This is a genomic window from Stappia sp. G46H5W, from assembly GCF_058448995.1.
This window is the reverse complement of the sequence record NZ_JBZFLL010000002.1, coordinates 184,533-203,141: the sequence shown is the minus strand read 5'-3', so window position 1 is coordinate 203,141 and position 18,609 is coordinate 184,533. Positions and strand designations below refer to the sequence as shown.

General features: G+C 65.7%; 16 protein-coding genes and 1 pseudogene. 5 read left to right on the top strand and 12 right to left on the bottom strand.

Annotation, left to right across the window (positions count from 1 at the left end):
* Positions 1–56 precede the first annotated feature (56 nt).
* The 3 genes from ACVJ6E_RS06600 to ACVJ6E_RS06590 form a co-directional block, all read right to left on the bottom strand.
* The gene (locus ACVJ6E_RS06600; RefSeq protein ID WP_120267572.1) at positions 57–1,982 is read right to left on the bottom strand and encodes an ATP-binding protein; all 1,926 of its coding nucleotides are present in this window, start codon (positions 1,980–1,982) and stop codon (positions 57–59) included.
* A 63-nt stretch (positions 1,983–2,045) separates the two neighbouring features.
* Positions 2,046–3,653 (bottom strand): carboxyl transferase domain-containing protein, encoded by a 1,608-nt coding sequence (locus tag ACVJ6E_RS06595; protein ID WP_067334173.1) that lies wholly within the window; start codon positions 3,651–3,653, stop codon positions 2,046–2,048.
* Between the two features lie 149 nt (positions 3,654–3,802).
* Entirely contained in the window at positions 3,803–4,450 is a 648-nt protein-coding gene (locus ACVJ6E_RS06590) for a glutathione S-transferase family protein (RefSeq protein WP_199680997.1), read from the bottom strand.
* Positions 4,451–4,570: 120 nt separating this feature from the next.
* On the opposite strand from ACVJ6E_RS06590, the gene ACVJ6E_RS06585 reads away from it, so the two are divergent.
* On the top strand, positions 4,571–5,140 hold the full coding sequence (locus ACVJ6E_RS06585) for a hypothetical protein (RefSeq protein ID WP_147421817.1): 570 nt from the start codon (positions 4,571–4,573) through the stop codon (positions 5,138–5,140).
* A gap of 3 nt (positions 5,141–5,143) precedes the next feature.
* Here the strand turns inward: ACVJ6E_RS06585 and ACVJ6E_RS06580 are convergent, their stop codons facing one another.
* The gene (locus ACVJ6E_RS06580; protein ID WP_120267569.1) at positions 5,144–5,560 is read right to left on the bottom strand and encodes a rhodanese-like domain-containing protein; all 417 of its coding nucleotides are present in this window, start codon (positions 5,558–5,560) and stop codon (positions 5,144–5,146) included.
* A gap of 487 nt (positions 5,561–6,047) precedes the next feature.
* Here ACVJ6E_RS06580 and ACVJ6E_RS06575 point away from each other — a divergent pair, with 487 nt between their 5' ends.
* Complete coding sequence (locus ACVJ6E_RS06575) at positions 6,048–7,124, top strand: hypothetical protein (RefSeq protein WP_147421816.1); 1,077 nt, start codon at positions 6,048–6,050, stop codon at positions 7,122–7,124.
* Positions 7,125–7,138: 14 nt separating this feature from the next.
* Positions 7,139–7,588, top strand: a complete 450-nt coding sequence (locus ACVJ6E_RS06570; protein ID WP_147421815.1) for a hypothetical protein — start codon at positions 7,139–7,141, stop codon at positions 7,586–7,588.
* Positions 7,589–7,723: 135 nt separating this feature from the next.
* On the opposite strand, the gene ACVJ6E_RS06565 is transcribed toward ACVJ6E_RS06570, so the two are convergent.
* Positions 7,724–9,193: a methyl-accepting chemotaxis protein gene (locus tag ACVJ6E_RS06565; protein ID WP_120267567.1), complete on the bottom strand. Its 1,470-nt coding sequence runs from the start codon at positions 9,191–9,193 to the stop codon at positions 7,724–7,726.
* 337 nt (positions 9,194–9,530) lie between these two features.
* On the opposite strand from ACVJ6E_RS06565, the gene ACVJ6E_RS06560 reads away from it, so the two are divergent.
* Positions 9,531–10,289: a DUF599 family protein gene (locus ACVJ6E_RS06560; protein WP_120267566.1), complete on the top strand. Its 759-nt coding sequence runs from the start codon at positions 9,531–9,533 to the stop codon at positions 10,287–10,289.
* Positions 10,290–10,333: 44 nt separating this feature from the next.
* Here ACVJ6E_RS06560 and ACVJ6E_RS06555 read toward each other — a convergent pair.
* The 5 genes and pseudogenes from ACVJ6E_RS06555 to ACVJ6E_RS06535 form a co-directional block, all read right to left on the bottom strand.
* A pseudogene (locus tag ACVJ6E_RS06555) lies at positions 10,334–10,876 on the bottom strand (adenylate/guanylate cyclase domain-containing protein); the annotation flags it as partial.
* Between the two features lie 999 nt (positions 10,877–11,875).
* Positions 11,876–13,363, bottom strand: a complete 1,488-nt coding sequence (gene der, locus ACVJ6E_RS06550) for a ribosome biogenesis GTPase Der (protein WP_120267564.1) — start codon at positions 13,361–13,363, stop codon at positions 11,876–11,878.
* A gap of 142 nt (positions 13,364–13,505) precedes the next feature.
* Positions 13,506–14,870 carry an outer membrane protein assembly factor BamB family protein gene (locus ACVJ6E_RS06545; RefSeq protein WP_120267563.1) on the bottom strand — a complete coding sequence of 455 codons (1,365 nt, stop codon included), beginning with the start codon at positions 14,868–14,870 and terminating at the stop codon, positions 13,506–13,508.
* Positions 14,870–15,541 carry a tetratricopeptide repeat protein gene (locus tag ACVJ6E_RS06540; RefSeq protein ID WP_120267562.1) on the bottom strand — a complete coding sequence of 224 codons (672 nt, stop codon included), beginning with the start codon at positions 15,539–15,541 and terminating at the stop codon, positions 14,870–14,872. Before ACVJ6E_RS06540 ends, ACVJ6E_RS06545 begins: the two co-directional genes overlap by 1 nt.
* A 194-nt stretch (positions 15,542–15,735) precedes the next feature.
* Positions 15,736–16,314 (bottom strand): NnrU family protein, encoded by a 579-nt coding sequence (locus ACVJ6E_RS06535; protein WP_120267561.1) that lies wholly within the window; start codon positions 16,312–16,314, stop codon positions 15,736–15,738.
* A 255-nt stretch (positions 16,315–16,569) separates the two neighbouring features.
* Here ACVJ6E_RS06535 and ACVJ6E_RS06530 point away from each other — a divergent pair, with 255 nt between their 5' ends.
* Entirely contained in the window at positions 16,570–16,845 is a 276-nt protein-coding gene (locus tag ACVJ6E_RS06530; RefSeq protein WP_120267560.1) for a PilZ domain-containing protein, read from the top strand.
* A gap of 37 nt (positions 16,846–16,882) precedes the next feature.
* Here the strand turns inward: ACVJ6E_RS06530 and ACVJ6E_RS06525 are convergent, their stop codons facing one another.
* Positions 16,883–17,755 (bottom strand): EamA family transporter, encoded by an 873-nt coding sequence (locus ACVJ6E_RS06525; protein WP_067216097.1) that lies wholly within the window; start codon positions 17,753–17,755, stop codon positions 16,883–16,885.
* A gap of 110 nt (positions 17,756–17,865) precedes the next feature.
* Entirely contained in the window at positions 17,866–18,486 is a 621-nt protein-coding gene (locus ACVJ6E_RS06520; protein ID WP_097176205.1) for a nitroreductase family protein, read from the bottom strand.
* Between the last annotated feature and the right edge of the window lie 123 nt (positions 18,487–18,609).

Here is an 18,609-nt window from a genome sequence, read left to right as displayed (position 1 = left end):
TTCTCTGTGACGGCCGTCACCTTACGCAGGGTATTCCGGTGAAAACGGAACCCGGGTCAGTCCTCGTCCGCCAGGGCAACCACCGGCGCGCCCTGGTCGACCTGTGCGCCTTCCGTGACGAAGACCGTCTCGACGGTGCCGTCGCGCGGCGCGGTGATGGCATGTTCCATCTTCATCGCCTCGACCACGGCCAGTCGCGCGCCCTTTTCCACCCGGTCGCCGGGCGCCACATCGACGGCAATCACCTTGCCGTGCATCGGTGCCTTGACGGCGGATGCACCTTCCGCGTCCTCAGCGACACGGGCGAGATGATCGACGAGGGTCACGCGCACGGCACGCCCCGCCTCCACCGCATAGGTGCCGCGGTCGCTGCGCACGACGCGGCCCGCACCGGACGCAGAGCCTCCGGCGACCGAGGCGGTGCCGCCCTGCCACTCGATGGCGACCTCGCGCGGCTCGCCGTCCACCTCGACCCGCAAGCCGGTCTGCCGGCGGCCGGTGAGCTCGAACGCGTTCGTCGCCGCGAAGGGATCCTGCCAACCGGAGGTCTCGGCGGCGGCTTCCGGCAGCACCAAGGCGGCGACGGCCGCGGCGATGGTCTCCTCGCCCACTTCGCCTGCGGTCAGCCGGGCAAGGTCGCGGTCGATGAGCCCGGTATCGAAGCCGCCCCGGCGCACGTCCTCATGCGCGACCAGCGCGGCCAGGAAGGCGAGATTGTTCTTCGGGCCGGCGATCAGCGAGCGGTCGAACTGCGCCGCCAGCCGGTCCAGCGCGGTCTGCCGGTCGGGGCCGTAGGCGATCAGCTTGGCGATCATCGGGTCGTAGAAGGCGGAGATTTCCGCGCCCGTCTCGACGCCGGTATCGATGCGAACGCCTTCGCTTTCCGGCAGTTCCAGCAGGTCGAGCCGGCCGGTGGAGGGCAGAAATCCCGTGTCCGGATCCTCGGCATAGAGGCGCACCTCGACCGCGTGGCCGCTGATGGCGATCTCGTCCTGCGACAGCGGCAGGCCCTCTCCCGAGGCGACGCGGAACTGCCACTCGACCAGATCCTGGCCGGTGATCATCTCCGTCACCGGGTGCTCGACCTGGAGGCGGGTGTTCATCTCCATGAACCAGAACCCGTCCGGCCGCAGGGTCCCCGAGCCGTCGGCGATGAACTCGATGGTGCCCGCGCCCGCATAGTTGACGGCCTTGGCCGCCGCGACCGCGGCCGCGCCCATGGCAGCGCGCGTCTCGTCGGTCATGCCGGGAGCCGGCGCCTCCTCCAGCACCTTCTGGTGGCGGCGCTGCGCCGAACAGTCGCGCTCGAACAGGTGCACGGCATTGCCCTTGCCGTCGCCGAAGACCTGGATCTCGATATGGCGCGGGTTGAGGACAAATTTCTCGATCAGCACGCGGGCATCGCCGAAGGCGGACTTCGCCTCGCGCTGTGCGGAGGCAAGGGCGGCCTCGAACTCGATCGCCTTGTCCACGCGGCGCATGCCCTTGCCGCCGCCGCCGGCAACCGCCTTGATCAGGACCGGATAGCCGATCTCATAGGCCTTCTGCTTGAGGAACTCGGCTTCCTGACGCTCGCCGTGATAGCCCGGCACCACCGGCACGCCGGCCTTTTCCATCAGGGCCTTGGCCCCATCCTTGAGGCCCATCGCGCGGATCGCGGACGCCGAAGGCCCGACGAAGACGATGCCTGCCGCCGCGCAAGCCTCTGCAAAGGCAGCGTTTTCCGACAGGAAGCCGTAGCCGGGATGGATCGAGGCCGCCCCGGTCGCCTTGGCTGCCTCCAGGATGCGCTCGCCCACCAGATAGCTTTCGGAGCTCGGCGAGGGGCCGATGGCGACCGCCTCGTCCGCCATGCGCACATGCAGCGCGTCGCGGTCGGCTTCGGAATAGACGGCGATGGTGCGCAGGCCGAGACGGCGCGCGGTCTTGATGATGCGGCAGGCGATTTCCCCGCGATTGGCAATCAGCACCGAGTCCAGCATGGGGTGGGTCCTCGTTGAAATGGGCAAGTCGAGCGGGGCCGCACAGGCGCCCCGCGACGGGGATTACATGCGGAAGACGCCGAAACGGGTCTCCGGCACCGGCGCGTTAAGCGTGGACGAGAAGGCAAGGCCCAGAACGGTGCGGGTCTCCTCCGGCAGGATGATGCCGTCGTCCCACATGCGCGCCGTGGCGTAGTAGGGATGGCCTTCCGCCTCGTATTTCTCGCGGATCGGCGCCTTGAAGGCCGCCTCCTCCTCCGCGCTCCAGCTGCCGCCATCGGCCTCGATATTGTCGCGCCGGACAGTGGCCAGAACGCTGGCTGCCTGCTCGCCGCCCATCACGGATATCCTCGCGTTCGGCCACATGAACAGATAGCGCGGCGCATAGGCGCGCCCGCACATGCCGTAGTTGCCCGCGCCATAGGAACCGCCAACGATTACAGTGACCTTGGGCACCTTGGCGCAAGCGACAGCCGTGACTAGCTTCGCCCCGTCCTTGGCAATCCCGCCCGCTTCATATTCACGTCCCACCATGAAGCCTGTAATATTCTGCAGGAACAGCAGCGGAATCCGCCGCTGGCAGCACAGCTCGACGAAATGCGCGCCCTTCACGGCCGATTCCGAGAACAGGATACCGTTGTTGGCGATGATGCCGACTGGAATACCGTGGATGCGGGCAAAGCCCGTCACCAGCGTGGTGCCGTAATTCGCCTTGAACTCGTCGAGCTCCGAGCCGTCGACGATGCGGGCGATGACCTCGCGAATATCGTACTGCTTCTTCAGATCGACAGGCACGACCGCATCCAGATCGCGCGGGTCGACCACCGGCGCGCGAACGGGGGCGAGCGCCAGGTCCGGCGCCTTGGTGCTGTTGAGATTGGCGACGATGCGGCGGGCCTGCGCCAGCGCCTGATCGTCGTCGACCGCATAATGGTCGGCAACGCCGGAAACGCGGGTATGCACCTCGGCACCGCCCAGATCCTCGGCCGAAACCTCCTCGCCCGTCGCCGCCTTGACCAGGGGCGGACCGGCCAGGAAGATCGTCCCCTGTTGCCGCACGATGATGGTTTCGTCAGACATTGCAGGCACATAGGCACCACCTGCGGTGCATGAGCCCATGACCACCGCGATCTGCGGGATGCCCATGGACGACATGTTGGCCTGGTTGAAGAAGATCCGGCCGAAATGGTCGCGGTCGGGAAAAACCTCGGTCTGGTTCGGCAGGTTGGCACCGCCGGAATCGACCAGATAGATGCAGGGCAGCCGGTTCTCCATCGCGATTTCCTGCGCCCGCAGATGCTTGCGCACGGTCATCGGATAGTAGGTGCCGCCCTTGATGGTGGCGTCGTTGCACACGATCATGCAGTCGCGACCCGACACCCGGCCGATGCCCGTGATAAGCCCGGCGCCATGGATGGCGTCGTCATACAGGCCGTGGGCGGCAAGCGCGCCGATTTCCAGGAACGGGCTGCCGGGATCGAGCAGGCGGGCGACGCGCTCGCGCGGGAGCAGCTTGCCGCGCGACAGGTGCCGCTGGCGCGCCCGCTCGGGACCGCCGAGCGCCGCCGTGCGGCGCTTGTCCAAAAGGTCGGCGCGAAGTCCGGCCCAGGCGGCGCGGTTGGCCTCCACCTCCGGCCCGTGGGTCGTGGAATTGCTGCGCAGGATCGCCACCTGGTCGTCCCCCCGGTTGCTGTCGGGATGAGGCGGCGAGCGCCCCTCTCGAGCTTGTCGGTTTCATGCTGCGGCGGACAGTGAATGACGCTTACGTTTTAGTCAATACCATCCATATTTCGCTTTATTTTCATAATATTGTAGGCGGACTAATCCACTTCGTCCGCATCGACAACCCAGGCTTCGGTCGCCGCGCCCTCGCGCCACTCCACGAGAATGGGGTGCGCCATGACCGCCTCCGCATAGGCGCGCTCGACCTCGCCCATGGGCAGAAGGTAGGTGAGAAAGCGGCTGACGACGGGTGCGAAGAAGCAGTCGGCGGCGGAAAAGGCGCCGAACAGGAAATCCCCCTGCCCCGCATGGGCACTGCGACACTCGCGCCAGATTTCGCACACGCGCGCGATGTCCTTCGCGGCATCCGGCAGGTGCGGATGCGGCGACGGCGTGCGACGCAGGTTCATCGGGTAATGCCCGCGCAAGTCCGAAAAACCGGAATGGAACTCCGCACAGATCGAGCGCGCCCGCGCCCGCGCCGCCCGGTCCTGCGGCCACAGCCGGCCGGCGGGGGCAAGCTCCGCCAGATACTCGATGATCGCCAGCGAGTCCCACACCGCCAGATCGCCGTCGACCAGCACCGGCACCCGTGCGGCAGGAGACACCTTCCTGACCTGACTGGCGAATTCCGGCGTGTCGAGCGGCACCAGCACCTCCTCGAAAGGCAGGCCGGACAGCCGGGCCGCCGCCCAGGCCCTCAACGACCACGAGGAATAGGTCTTGTTGCCGATCACCAGTCTCATCAACGCTCTCCCGTCTCCGCCGGTCATAACGCCGGCATCACGCAACCCTTCGTAAATCTGGCAGGGTTAGAATGCTGTCCTCAATCCCCGCTCCCGCAAGGTCCGATGAACCCGTTCCCGTTGCAAGCCTTCAGACAGGCACTCGCTGCGAGCCTGTCGCTCTTCTTCGCCACGGCCGGGACGGTTCTCCCCGCCGCGGCGGACGGCTACGCCTACCGGGTCGCCAATACGGTCGTGGTGAGCGGAAGCGAAGGCAACCTGAAGGTCGTGCCAGGAGAACTCGACCAGCGCATCGTGCATATCGAGCGCCGCGAGAATGGCGAAGAGCTGCTGCTCGACATCGGTACCACCTTGAAATTATGGAGAATTCCCGACGGGTTGGCCCGCATTACCTGGCCTCACAGCAAGGGGATGTCGCTGTCGCGCGAGGACGCCATCGCGCTGGCAGGCCGCGAGAATGCCGCGGACGTGCTCGCCTGGGGCGCGGATGTCAGCTGGCCGCAGATCGGTCCCGTGATGCTTATCCTCTTCGAGGCCGGGCCGGAAAGCTATGGCGGACTGTTGTCCAGCGCGCCGGCCGGGATCCCCGTCTTGCGGCAGATGATGTTCCAGACGGTGGACCCGCGGGCGCGCCCGCGCAGCCCCAGCGCCGCTCAGGCGCCCCTCGGCGTCGAAACGCTACCCAACTGAGCTTCAGGCCTTTTTCGGTTCGCCGCCCGGCAGATCCACCGGCCCGCCGGCCTCCCGCCAGGCAGAAAATCCGCCGGCGACATGCGCAACCGGGGCAAGACCCATCTGCTGCACGGCGTGCGTTGCCAGCGCCGAACGCCAGCCCGCGGCGCAGAAGAACACGAACCGCTTGTCCTCGCCGAAGACGGGCTTGAAATAGGGACTTTCCGGGTCGATCCAGAACTCCAGCATGCCGCGCGGCGCGTGCACCGCGCCGGGGACACGGCCCTCGCGCTCCAATTCGCGGATGTCGCGGATATCCACGAAGACGACACCGGGATCGCCATGCAGCGCCACGGCCTCGCCGACCTCCAGCGTCTCGACGGCGGCGTTAGCCTCCTCGAGCAAGGCCTTGTATCCCTTGGTGATCTGTCCCGCCATCGCTCTCTCCCTGCACTCCGGCACGCTCCACCCGGCTCCCGGGCGGGACGCCATGTTTGCCGAGCCACCGGCGCAGGGCAAGCCCTGTCCCCGCCGAAGCCGGCCAGCAAGACGCGAAAAGGGCGCGGATTTCTCCGCGCCCTTGATAATTCCCGCAGTTCGTTAAGCTGACCGCCCTTGCGCCTCCGCTTTCGCGGGCGCGGCACCGCCTTAGTTTGCGATGGCCACGGTCGCGGGGGTGACATCCCCGCCGAACACATACATCAGCGCAAGCGCGCCACCCGCCAGGAGAACGACCCAAGCCGTTACACCCCAACAGGATTTCTGAACCTGTTCGTCCATGAAGTTCCTTGTTGCCCGAGTGTGGCGGCGCGTGTTTTGCCCCCAAGCGCCGCGTTCGGTCTGCAGCGGGATTTAACGATTTGGCAATTATTTCGCAAGCGCAAAAAATGTGCGAGCTGACCTGCACGTCACGCATGACAGTTCGATGCCCCTCGCCAATCCTCTCGCGATTCTTGCGCGCAAGCGTCTCGAAATTTTGCGACGAGCTCTCGAAATCCGTATCGAATTTCGAGAATTTTCGAGACTCCCGTCTCGAAATCGCAACCCGGCGTCGCCGCCGAAAACGGGGATAAACGCCGGCGCAGACAAGCAGTCGATCGGGCACGCAGCCAACGAGGATAGTTGGCCTACCGTTAAAGGTGACAAATTGACTCCAGTTATTTTTGCCCGGAGTTTGCGCCAAGGGCGGGTGCTGCTCGTCCGTTCGGCCCACAAGCGAAAGGCCTGCTGCTTGAAAAGATCGATAGCTCTCTTGCTCGCGCTTGCGCTCGCACCGGCTTATGGCCCCTCGTCTGCGACAGCTGCCACAGCGGCCCCCTTTACCGGCCAACCGGCCTGCACCGGATCGACGCTGAGCGAGGAGCAACGGCAGACGCTCATGCGCGACTACTACCGCCTCGTGAAGGCGAGCTACCGCGAACTCAAGGAAAGTGCCCGACGGGTGACCGCCGCCAAGGCGATCGAGGAACAGAAAGCTCTCGCGGACGAGCTTGGCGAGCGCTATCAGCGACTTCGCGAGGAGCAGGAGCGTATAATCGGCCAGCTGCCGAAGTGCTCCTCGATCACCCGGAAGGAGTATTTCGAAAAAAACTTCCTCGGCGCCATCGTCTACAAGATCGACATGTCGATGTACTCGGCCAGAGAACTCGTCGACTTGACGCGAGAGAGGGTGGAAGCGCAGATCCGCGACGCTGAGATCATCGCGCGCGCCACGGGCGCACCGTTCTTCATGGGATTCCCCTGCGACGTCGCGGCCCCGGACGACGATTATGCGCGAAGGCAGGTGCTGCTCGCCCGCTACGAATACATGAAGGAATTCACTGAAAACGGGATCGGCAGTTTTCTTGAGACCGCCGAACGGTCACGCGACGACCGGCAATTCAGCCGAGCAGTCGAGCGTCTCTACGATTCTACCTACACCGCCGAACAGGCGGAAAGCGAGCAAACCGTCTGCAACCCCGGGGTCGCAGATCAGTACGAGAAGAAATTGCTTCAGGAATAAGAGGTTAAGTGACAATGGCAGAAAAACTCGGATTTCAGCACAACCTCCAAGACGCCTTCAGGTTCTATAACAACGCGAACGACCAAGAAATTCTCAATAGGATGGCACACAACGCCGGTGCAGCGGCCGCGAGCCCAGGTGCTGTCGAAGGAGCACGATTGCTTTATGAAAATTATCTTCTCCAGGAGGTAAGGCAAGGCCGCGAAACACTCAGGCATGAAGCATTCAACTTCATCGAAACCGATCCGCAGGATTCCGTATTCTACAACAATGGAGATGTAGACCCAGAATATGTCTCGAGCTCTTTGGCCATGACGGGATACGGATTCAACGCAGAATCAAGTATAGAAACTGTATTGGCGGATCATCCGGATTTCATTGAGATCGACAACTATTCCGAGGGCGTCGACTTCATTGCTGAAGTTCTGGAGCAGTTGTTCATTGACGATCAATGGGCCTTTTAGAAGACCACAGCCCCTTCAGCCAGATCGTATGAACGAACCGGACCGGACCGGACGCCGATCCGATCACTCTTGCCCCGGCGGCTGGCACGATGCCGCCGCCGGACTTTCACTCGAACAGCAAGGCCGCAGGCCTCCTTACGCGATGGAGCGGGAGGCCTCGCGCACCTTTACCGTGGCGTGTTCGACCCGCTCGGTCTCCGCCGACAGCGACTGCATGTTGCCGCTGATCGCAACGACACCGGCATGGGCCTGCTGCATGTTGCCGGAAATATCGCGGGTCACGGCGGACTGCTGCTCGATCGCCGCGGCGACGCTTGCCGAAATATCGCTGATCTCCTGAATGATCTGCATGATCGCCTGGATGGAGCCCTCTGCCTCGGAAGAGGATTCCTGCACGGACGCAATGCGCGAGCTGATGTCCTCGGTTGCCTTCGAGGTCTGCGCCGCAAGGTTCTTGACCTCGCCGGCCACCACGGCGAACCCCTTGCCGGCCTCTCCGGCGCGGGCGGCCTCGATGGTGGCGTTGAGCGCCAGGAGATTGGTCTGCGAGGCGATGCTGTCGATCAGTTCCAGCACCTCGCCGATCTTGCGGGCATTGGCAGCAAGCCCGGTCATGACGGCCGAGGAATTGCGTGCCTCCTCGACGGCGCGCCCGGCCACGTGCATGGCCTGGTCCACCTGCCGGTTGATCTCGCCGATGGAGGCGACGAGCTCTTCCGTTGCGGAGGCGACCGCCTGCACATTGCCGGAGGCCTGCAATGACGAGGCGGAGGCGTCGGCCGCCTGGGCGCTCGCCTGGGTAATCGCGGCGACAACGGAGTCCAGATCGCCGTCGATCTGCTTCTGAACGGCCTCGCGGCGCCGTCGCAGCTGCACCTGCGCCGTGCGGTCGGTGGCGAACTTGACCACCTTCACCGGTTTGCCGTCCTCGTCGAGGATCGGATTGTAGCTCGCCTGGATCCAGACTTCCTTGCCGCCCTTGCCGAAGCGAAGAAACTCATTCGCCTGGAAGCGGCCGCTGCGCAGCTCTTCCCAGAACCGGCGATACTCGGGGCTGCGGGCGTAGTCCTCGCTGACGAACATGCGGTGGTTCTTGCCGACGATCTCGTCGAGCCGATAACCCATGGCCTTCAGGAAGTTGTCGTTGGCATCCAGGATCGTGCCGTCCATCGAGAAGCTGATCACGGCCTGCGAGCGGCGGATCGCGTCGATCTCGCCGGCCACCTCGAGGCTGCGCCGCTTTGCATCGGTGATGTTGGCGGCGATCTTCACCACCCGCACGGTGCGCCCGGCGCGGTCGAAGACCGGATTGTAGGTGGCCTGCAGCCAGATATCCCGGCCGTCCTTGCCGATGCGGCGGAACTCGCCGGAGCGCAGAGCGCCGCCCCCCAGAGAAGACCAGAAGGCGCGATACTCTTCGCTCTCGCGATCGGCGCGCCTCACGAACATGCTGTGATGCTTGCCACGGATTTCCTCAAGTCGGTAACCAACCGCCTTCAGGAAATTCTCGTTGGCATCGATGATGGTGCCGTCCGGGCTGAATTGAATGATCGCCTGTGACCGACCGATAGCCTCGATAAACGCCATCTTTTTATCGTAGAACATGGAGTCATTCTCCCGAGAACTCAACTCGGGCAGCGTACTACCGATCGTATTTAGAAACTCCTAATCCGATTAAATAAATCAAGCTCCCATAATAATACTATGGGACTATAATGTATAAAATTTTATCCAAAACCGACAGTATATAAGTAAAATACCTCAACGGCACTTCGGAATAAAACGCCGGAAATTTCTTCCCTCGCATTTTGCCGCACAAAAGGGCAAAAAACGACGGGAAAGGCATCGGGGCGTTCCCGTATGCAGGCGGTTGATCCTTATCGCATACGAGGCCAGACTTCGGCAGAAAAATACCGTAACGGAACATCCAAGGACAGCGAAAATGATCAACCTGGCCGGAACGGATCTGGCGGCACTGGCCTGGTTCATCGCCGCGTGGCTGGGATTCAACGTTCTGGTGGAGCTGTCATCGCTGAAAAGATGCACCCTGTCCTATCAGATGAACATGCATCGCCGCGGCTGGATGGAGATGATGAGTCGCCGCCCGGTGCGGATCATGGATGTGGGGATCGCCGCCGGCCTGCAGCAGGGTACGGGCTTTTTCGCCTCCACCTCGCTGCTGGCGATCGGTGGCTGCTTCGCGCTGCTGACCTCGACCGATTCGATCCTGAAGATGATGAGCGATCTCGGCCTCAAGGGCGGCGGCAACCCGGCGCTGTGGGAGCTGAAGGTGATCGGCCTGACGCTGATCTACGCCTATGCCTTCTTCAAGTTCGGCTGGGCCTACCGGCTGTTCAACTATGCCACGATCCTGATGGGGGCGATGCCGGAGGAGAATGCGCCCGAGTTGCATCGCCGCGCCTTCGCCGAGAAGGCGGCCGGGATCATGGTGCTCGCCGGCACGCATTTCAATCGCGGCCAGCGGGCCTTCTTCTTCTCCGTCGGGTATCTCGGCTGGTTCGTCGACCCGCGCGTGTTCATGGCCACCACGCTCTTCGTGGTCTGCGTGCTGGCCCGCCGTCAGTTCGCCTCCAGGGCAAGGGCGCTGGCAGCCGAATTGCACCAGCTGCCATCCGCCCCGATCGAACCGGCCGGCGGCATGAACACCGATACGGGCTCCTCGAACCCCTTCACCCGGTAGCTGCCGAGCGCGCCGGCATGGCACCCCATCAGGTCGGCGATGGCATCCGAGACGAGAATGTCCTGTTCCAGGTCGCGGGTCAGCGCGGCGATGCGCGCGGCAAGATTGACCACCGGCCCGACGACCGTGAAGTCGAGCCGCGCCTCGGCCCCGACATTGCCGAAGAACACATCTCCCGCATGCAGCGCGATACCGACGCGCAGGGGCGGCTTCTCGGCGCAGCAGTCGCGGTTCATCTCTGAGAGCGAGGCCGTTGCCTCGCGCGCGGCCAGCAGCGCCTGGCGCGCCGCATGGCGGGCACTGTCCTCGCTGGCATAGGGGAAGACCGCCATCACCTCGTCGCCGATGAACTTCAGCACTTCCCCGTCATGGGCCTCGACCGCGCGGGTGACGGCATCGAAATAGCCGTTGAGCAGGCTGATCAGCTTGTCGCCCGGCAGCACGTTGGACAATTCGGTATAGCCGCGCAGGTCGAAAAAGCCGACCACGGCGGAAATCGTCTCGCCGTCGCCGCGCTTGACCGTACCGGCGAGCACCCGCGCGCCCGCGCGCCGGCCGACATAGGTATCGAGCAGCGTGTGGCTCATCCGCTTCAGCGTGTAGAGCTCGCACAGGAGCGCCAGCGGCCGGGCGATCGTGTCGAGCAGCGAGATCTCCGCGCCGGAAAAGCCGCCCGTGCGGCGGGTGGCAAAGGTGACGCCCTTCACCGTGCCGTCGGAAAACGGCAGGGGCAGCGCGACATAATCGGTGTACCCGGCCTCCAGCAGCTCCGGCACGATGCCGTAGGCCGGCAGCTCGCCGCCCGCGCGCAGGCGAATGCGCACGCTGCGGCGCTCGGAGAACACCACCTTGAAGGGGCTGTTGTCGTAGGCCTTGATGCTCTCGGCCGTCTCCATGTAACGGCGCAGCTCGATGCCCTGCTCCGCCGTCCAGGTGATGCCCTCGGTACGCACGTTGGGGTGCATCACCGAAATGCCGGTGACCACCCGGTCGACCTGAACGCCGGCCTCGTTGAGCCGCATCGCCAGCGTCTCGATCAGCGTCGAGACTTCCTCCACCTGCACCGCGTCGCCATGGAGCCACTCCATGACCTCGGCGGCGACGAGACTTGCACTGATTGTCATGCGCGGCGCCCCTTTGGCGTTGCACCGTCCGGCATCCGCAATACCGGCGGCCGTCCCGCGCCGCACACGGCACGAGCAAACTGATTGCGTGCAGGCCCGCCCCGCGCGCGTGTTGTCATGTGGTGCGCGAGGACGCGGAAGGGAAGATGGCAAGGCGCCGCTCCCCTTCACAAGATCCTGATCCCGAGATCGGACCTAGGTCGTGAACTCATAATTCTGTCGAGAAACGGTATGCCCGAACCCGATCGGATACAAGGAGCAAGGCCGCAGGAAACCATTAGGTTTTCAAGGGCTTGCGACGCTGTTGCCGGCGGGTTCCGGCATACCCGAAGGGCGCCGTTCGAGCTTCGATCTGCGGCGTCGGATCGCTCGGCCGGGGGGACCTGCCCCGGCCATCGTGCTCCTCCTAGCATATCATTGCCCGAACGGACGCCGTTTCCGGCACAATTATGAGTTCACGACCTAGTGGATCTTCCGCTTCTTTGCCTTCGCCGCATAGGGGTTCTCGCCCTTGCGGTAACTGAGGCGGATCGGCGTGCCGGGCATGTTGAACGTCTCGCGCAAGCCGTTGACCAGGTAGCGCGTATAGCTCTCCGGCAGCACCTCGGGACGCGAACAGAAGACGACGAAATGCGGCGGGCGCGCCTTCACCTGGGTGACGTAGCGCAGCTTGATGCGCCGGCCGGCCACCGCCGGGGGCGGATGGTGGACCAGCACGCCGTCGAGCCAGCGGTTGAGACGCGAGGTCGACACGCGCCGGTTCCACATGTCGTAGGACTGGAAGGCCGCGTCCATCAGCTTGTCGAGGCCGCGCCCGTGCAGGCCCGACAGGGTGACGATGCGCACGCCGCGGATCTGGTTGAGATAGCGCTCGGTCGCATCGGAGATGCGCTGCATCGCCTCGGCGTGGTCCTCGATCAGGTCCCACTTGTTGATGGCGATCACCACGGCGCGGCCTTCGCGCGCGACGAGATCGATGATCTGCAGGTCCTGCTTCTCGAAAGGGATGGTCGCATCCAGCGTGACGATGACCACCTCAGCGAACTTGATCGCGCGCAGCGCGTCGGCGACGGAGAGCTTTTCCAGCTTCTCCTGCACCCGCGCCTTGCGGCGGATGCCGGCGGTGTCGAACATCTTCACGTGCCGGTCGCGCCAGACCCAGTCGACGGAGATGGAATCGCGCGTGATGCCGGCCTCCGGGCCGGTGAGCAGGCGCTCTTCGCCCAGGAACCGGTTGATCAGCGTCGACTTGCCCGCATTGGGACGACCGACGACGGCCACGCGCAAGGGACGCTGGGCACTGCCGGCGGGCGGGCCCTTGTCCTCTTCCTCCACGACCTCGCCATCCTCGTCGGTGGCAAGCTCGACATCGGTCTCGGCGATCTCGCCCGGCGGCAGCGCCGCTTCCGCGGCCCGCGCCTCGGCGGCGATCAGGGCTTCCTCGCGCTCTTCCACCGCATCGACCACCGGCCGCAGCGCCTGGTAGAGATCGGCAAGGCCCTCGCCGTGCTCGGCGGACATGGCCACCGGCTCGCCGAAGCCGAGGCTGTAGGCCTCGTAGAGCCCGCTCTCGCCCGAGCGCCCTTCCGCCTTGTTGGCGATCAGGATGACGGTCTTGTCGCTCCGCCGCAGCACGTTGGCGAAATGGCTGTCGCTCGGCGTGATGCCCGCGCGCGCATCGATCACGAACAGCACCGCATCGGCATCGGCAATGGCTTCGTCGGTCTGGGCCCGCATGCGGCCCTCGAGGCTGGCGGCGTCCGCCTCCTCGAGACCGGCAGTGTCGAGGATGGTGAAGCGCAGATCTCCGAGGCGCGCGTCGCCCGGACGGCGATCACGGGTCACGCCCGGCGTGTCGTCCACCAGCGCCAGCCGCTTGCCGACCAGACGGTTGAAAAGGGTGGACTTGCCGACGTTCGGGCGTCCGATGATGGCGATCTTGGCAGGCACGGTCCTGTAACCCCGGAAATGGCGAAAGCCCGGGCGGAATACACCCGCCGCGGGCCTGGATCAAATGAAGCATCCCGCGCCGGCACGGACGCGGGATGCGAGAAGCGAAGGAGCCGGCCGGGCGATGCGCGCCCGCGCCCCGTCAGTTGAACGCGACGACGTCGCCCTTGGAGGTGATGGTCACCATCCGTCCGCCGGCGATGATCGGGGTCACGTAGATGTCTTCCGATGTCTGCGACACGCCGAGCACGCGGCCCGAGGTGGCATCCACCCGCACAAGCCGGCCGTCGCTGGAGGCCGCGACGAGCACGCCGTTGGCGAGCACCGGGCCGGCCCAGTTGATGCGGCTCTTCTTCTTGCCTTCGACATTCGGCAACACGGTGCGCCACAGCGGCTTGCCGGTGGAGCGCTCCAGCGCGACCATGCGGTCCTCGATATCGATCAGAAACACGCTGCCGCCGGACACGATGGGCGTATGCAGCGACCCGACGTCCTGCTCCCACACGCGCTCGCCGTTGCGCAGCCGCGAGGCGACGAGACGGCCCGACACGCCGGAGGCGAAGACCATGTCGCCATTGACGACGGGGCTGGCCGAAACGTCGGTGAAGCCGGAGACCGCACGGGTGCGGTAGGAGCGGGTCACGCCCTCGACCCATTTCGGCTCGCCGTTCTTCATGTCGAGCGCCATCACCTCACCGGAGGTGAAGGGCACGATGACGGTGCCGCTGGAAATCGCCGGATTGGCGAAGGCGAGCAAGCCGCTGCTTTCGGCGATGCCGGCATAGGTCCAGCGCTCTGCGCCGTCGTCCTGGGCCGCCGCATGAACCTCGCCGGTCTGGGTGACGGCGACGACCGTGCCGCCGGCCGCGGCCGGGGCCTGGCGGGCCGGTGCGTTGATGCTCTTGGTCCACAGGACCGCGCCGGACGAGGCGTCCAGTGCGACGAGCTGGCTGTAGCCGGTGGCGACGAAGACGCGGCCGCCATCGACGGCGACACCGCCGCCGGATGCCACACCGCTCTCGCCCTCGGGCCGCAGCGAGCGGCGCCACAGGCGGCCGCCATTGGTCGACAGTGCGGTCACATCGCCATTCTGGTTGTAGACGAAGATGCGGCCATTGTCGGAAACAGGACGCGCGGCAATGCGCACGGTGCCGGAGAACATGCCGCCGCCGCTGCCGCCGACGGAGGCACGCCACGCGCGGCCGCCGGAGATCGAGGCCGAGACATTGCCGGAATTGTTGCCGGCATCACCCCCGCCCTGCCGCCATTCGACGGAGCTGGCCGAGCCGATGCTGGCGGTCTTGTTGCCTTCCTCACCCCCCGGAACGGCATTGTCGAACAGCGCCTCGCGCTCGCCCGGCAGGACCGTTTCCTTGGAGAAGGGATTGAGATCGGACAGCGACGAGCAGCCGGCCAGCGCCAGCGCCGCCAGCGACAGGGTCGCGGCGCGCAGGAAGGTGCGGGATCCGTTGCGGCCGAACGCGTGACTATTCGCTCGAATGCTCATCAGGAGCCCTCCCCGGCCGGCTTGCCTTCGGCGGCGTCGATCAGCTCCAGCAGGGTGCGGGCGCGCGAGGCGACGTCACCGGGCACTCCCTCCTGGTCGAGAATGCCGCCGAGCCAGCGGCGGGCGGCGGCCGTGTCGTTCTGCTTCCAGGCGGCCAGCGCCAGCGCCTCGCGGGCAAGGAACCGCCAGGCATTGTCGTCGCCCGACAGCGCCTCGAGACGCTGCGAAGCGCCGGAATAGTCTTCAAGGTCGAGCGACAGGTAGCCCGCGCGCAGGCGGGCAATATCGCGAAGCAGCGGCGCGGCGCTGGTGTCTGCGGCGATCGCGTCGAAGGCGGCGATGGCGCCGGCCTTGTCGTCCGCCTGCGCCTTCAGCGCGGCAGCGCGCATGCCGGCGAGCTGCGGATAGCCGCCGGGACCGTTCGCCAGTTCCGCAAGCCGTGCTTCAGCCTCGGCAAAATTGCCCTGATCGGCAAGACGGGCAGCGCTCACATAGATGTCGCCAGCCTCGCGGCCCGCGCTCTCCTGCCAGTAAAGCCAGCCGCGCCAGCCGGCGGTAGCGGCAACGATGAGGACAGCAACGGCGATCAGGTAGGTACCGAAACGGTTCCACAGGCGCTTGTAGCGCTCGTGCCTGATCTCCTCGTCGACCTCGCGAAAAATGTCCGACATACGCTGCGAATTCCCGATACTTGAGAAATGCGCCGCCCGGTCTGCCGGAGCGGCGCGGCGCCACCATATCCATTTGACCTTTCACTGGCAAACGGCAGTGACCGCTTCGAAAGGCGGCAGGCACCGAAATGAGCGCGCGCCTCTCCCCTTGCGCGTCTTCGTGGCGCAAGTGAGGCAGGTCACGCGGCGTCTCCTTAGACGACCGGCACGCCGATCAGCAGTTCGTGCAGGTAGAAGACGAAAGCGAGATAGAGGCCAAGGCCGACGACGAGCGAGACGATGTCGCCGGCTGCCGAGGGCGCGCCCGCCGCAGCTCCGCCCAGGGTCGCCGGGCGCCGCTTCAGCGAAATCCGGTCGATCACCGCCCAGGCAAGGAAGCTGGCGAAGAGCAGAACCGAGGCCAGATCGCCATTGGCCAGAAGATGGGCGAAGGCCCAGATCTTCACCGCCAGCACCATGGGGTGCTTGACCGCCTTCTTGATCCGCCCCGTCGGCGCACCGGAGGCGACCAGAAAGACGAAGACCGGCAGCATCAAGAGCATGGTGACATGCCGCATCCACACCGGCGGATCGTAGAGAAGCGGCGAGCCTTCCGCCCGTGCCGCGCCATAGCCGTAGACCAGCAGCGCGAAGCCGGCGAGCGAGGCGATGGTGAAGGCAATGCGATAGCCGCCGGCGCCGAGCCGGGCCCTCAGGCTGTCGCGCAGATCGGTCATCATCGGAACGGCATGCACGCCGATAAAGACGATGAGTCCCAGGACGAGCAATGTCATGGCGATGAAGTCTCCCTCTGTGTGCGGTCAGGGTTGACCTGCCGTAGCGCCAGGGTCAAGCCGCAGGGACGACCAAGGCCGGCAAGTTTCGCGCAAGGGACCTCACTGTTGCAGGAAAACGACGGGCGCCGCCGTTATTCCGTTGCCGCGGTCAATCCGCAAAAAACCCGATTATCGGCCTAATCCAGCCGCAACCAGCTTGGAGAATCACTGCAAGAGGGGCCATAGTTCGCCCGATTTGGGAGGCCGGATGAGATGACGATTCGCGACAGGCGGAGCAGTCCGCGTCACCGCACGCTGAAAAGCGGACGGATCGTCGTGGATGGCGGGGCGAAAATCCACGAATGCCGCGTCCGCAACCTGTCCGAAGACGGTGCCCTGCTGAAGCTTCCGAGCACCGCCGAGATCCCCGACCGCTTCGAGCTGCGCATCGTCAACGAGGATATCGTCGTCACCGCCATCGTGCGCTGGCGCACCGCAACCGAACTCGGCATCCAGTTCGAGAGCGAGGACGACGAGACGGCGGGCTGAGCCGCCGTCCCGCAAGGTTTGTCTCGACACGTTTTCCTCAAGGCTGGGGCGCAGCCGGCACGGCCCTGCGCCGCACCGCGACCTGCGCGGCCCAGACGCCTGCCAGCACCAGCGCGACACCGGCGATCTGCGCCGGGGCGAGCGCCTGGCCGAGCAGTCCCCAGCCGAGCAGAACCGCGGTGGTAGGGCTGAGGAAGCCGAGCGAGGCGACAGCCGAGGGCTCCAGCCGCGAGATGCCGCGGAACCACAGCACATAGGTCAGCGCGCTGGACAGGCTCATGTAGAGGAAGCCGACCATGTTGCGCGCGCTCGGCGCCGGCGGCAGCGGCTCCAGCACGGCAGCCATCGCCACCAGCAGCACCCCGCCGGCGAGAAGCTGCCAGGCCGCGAAGACGAGCGGGGAGACCGGCGGCTGCCAGCGACGGGTGAGCACCGTGCCCAGCGCCATCGACACCGCACCGCCCAGCGCCGCCGCGATGCCCACCGCATCGAGCGCCGCCTCGTTGCGCAGCACCAGCAAGGCGACCCCGCACAGGCCGGCAAGGGCGGCGAGAACCGCAAGGGGCCGGATCGCGCTGCCGAGAACAACGGCGGCCACGAAGATGACGATGAGCGGCTGGACCGCGCCGACCGTCGCGGCGATGCCCCCGGGCAGCCGGTAGGCGGCGATGAACAGCAGCACCATGAAGATGGCGAAGTTCAACGCGCCCAGCACGAAGGACCGCCAGATCCACTCCCCGCGCGGCAACTGGCGCACCAGCAGCAGCAGGAGCAGACCGGCAGGCAGGACGCGGGCGGCGGACACGAAAACCGGATGGCCGGGAGGCAGCAGCTCGGTCGTGACGATGTAGGTGCTGCCCCAGACCACCGGCGCGAGCGCGGTGGTCAGAAGATCGGAAGCGCGGAACATGACGGGCCTCGTTTGAGGAAGGGCGGGAACGGGCCGGACGGCAGGAACGCCGCCCGGCGATCTTGGCGGGCGCGAGAGGGGCAGACAAGCCCCCTCGCCCAACTGGCAGATCAGGCGTGCGACAGCACCTCGCGGAGCGGACGACGCGGCTTTTGCGGCCAGTTGCCGGGCGCGGCGCGGCCGACGGCGAGCAGCATCACCGGCACTTCGCCCTCGGCGAGATCGAACTCGGCCGTGACGCGGGCCGGATCGAAGCCGACCATCGCACCGCTGGCGAGCCCCCTGGCCGCGGCGGCCACCATCATGAAGGAGGCGGCAAGCGTCGCCGAGCGCACCGCCTCGTCGCGGGCGGCAACCGGGTCCGCGCCATAGGCATCGGCAACGGCGCGGGTCCAGTCAGCGACCATGCCAGCCGGCATGAACCCGGCCTCGACAGACGGGCGCAGCCGCTCGCCGAGACCCTCTGCATCCGGGTGGCTGCCGACGATGATGAAGGTGACGGCAGCCTCCGACACCTTGGCCTGACCATAGGCCGCCTCGCGCAGCCGCGCCTTGGCCTCCGGCGAGGCAACAGCGATGAAACGCCAGTTCTGCAGGTTGTAGGCGCTGGGCGCGCGCGTCGCGAGATGGACGAGCTCCTCGACCTCGGCGACGGCAAGGCCGACGGCGGGATCGAACAGGTTGGCCGAGACGCGGCCTTCCAGAAGGGTGGCGATATCGGTTGCGGTCATGGTGCGATTTCTCCGTGAACAGTACCGGGAGCCCGTGCTCCCTGCGTTGCCCAAGAGATATTCCCGTTCCATCTCTGCGATAATCGGGCTATTCATCCGATCACTCGCAACGCATAGTGAATA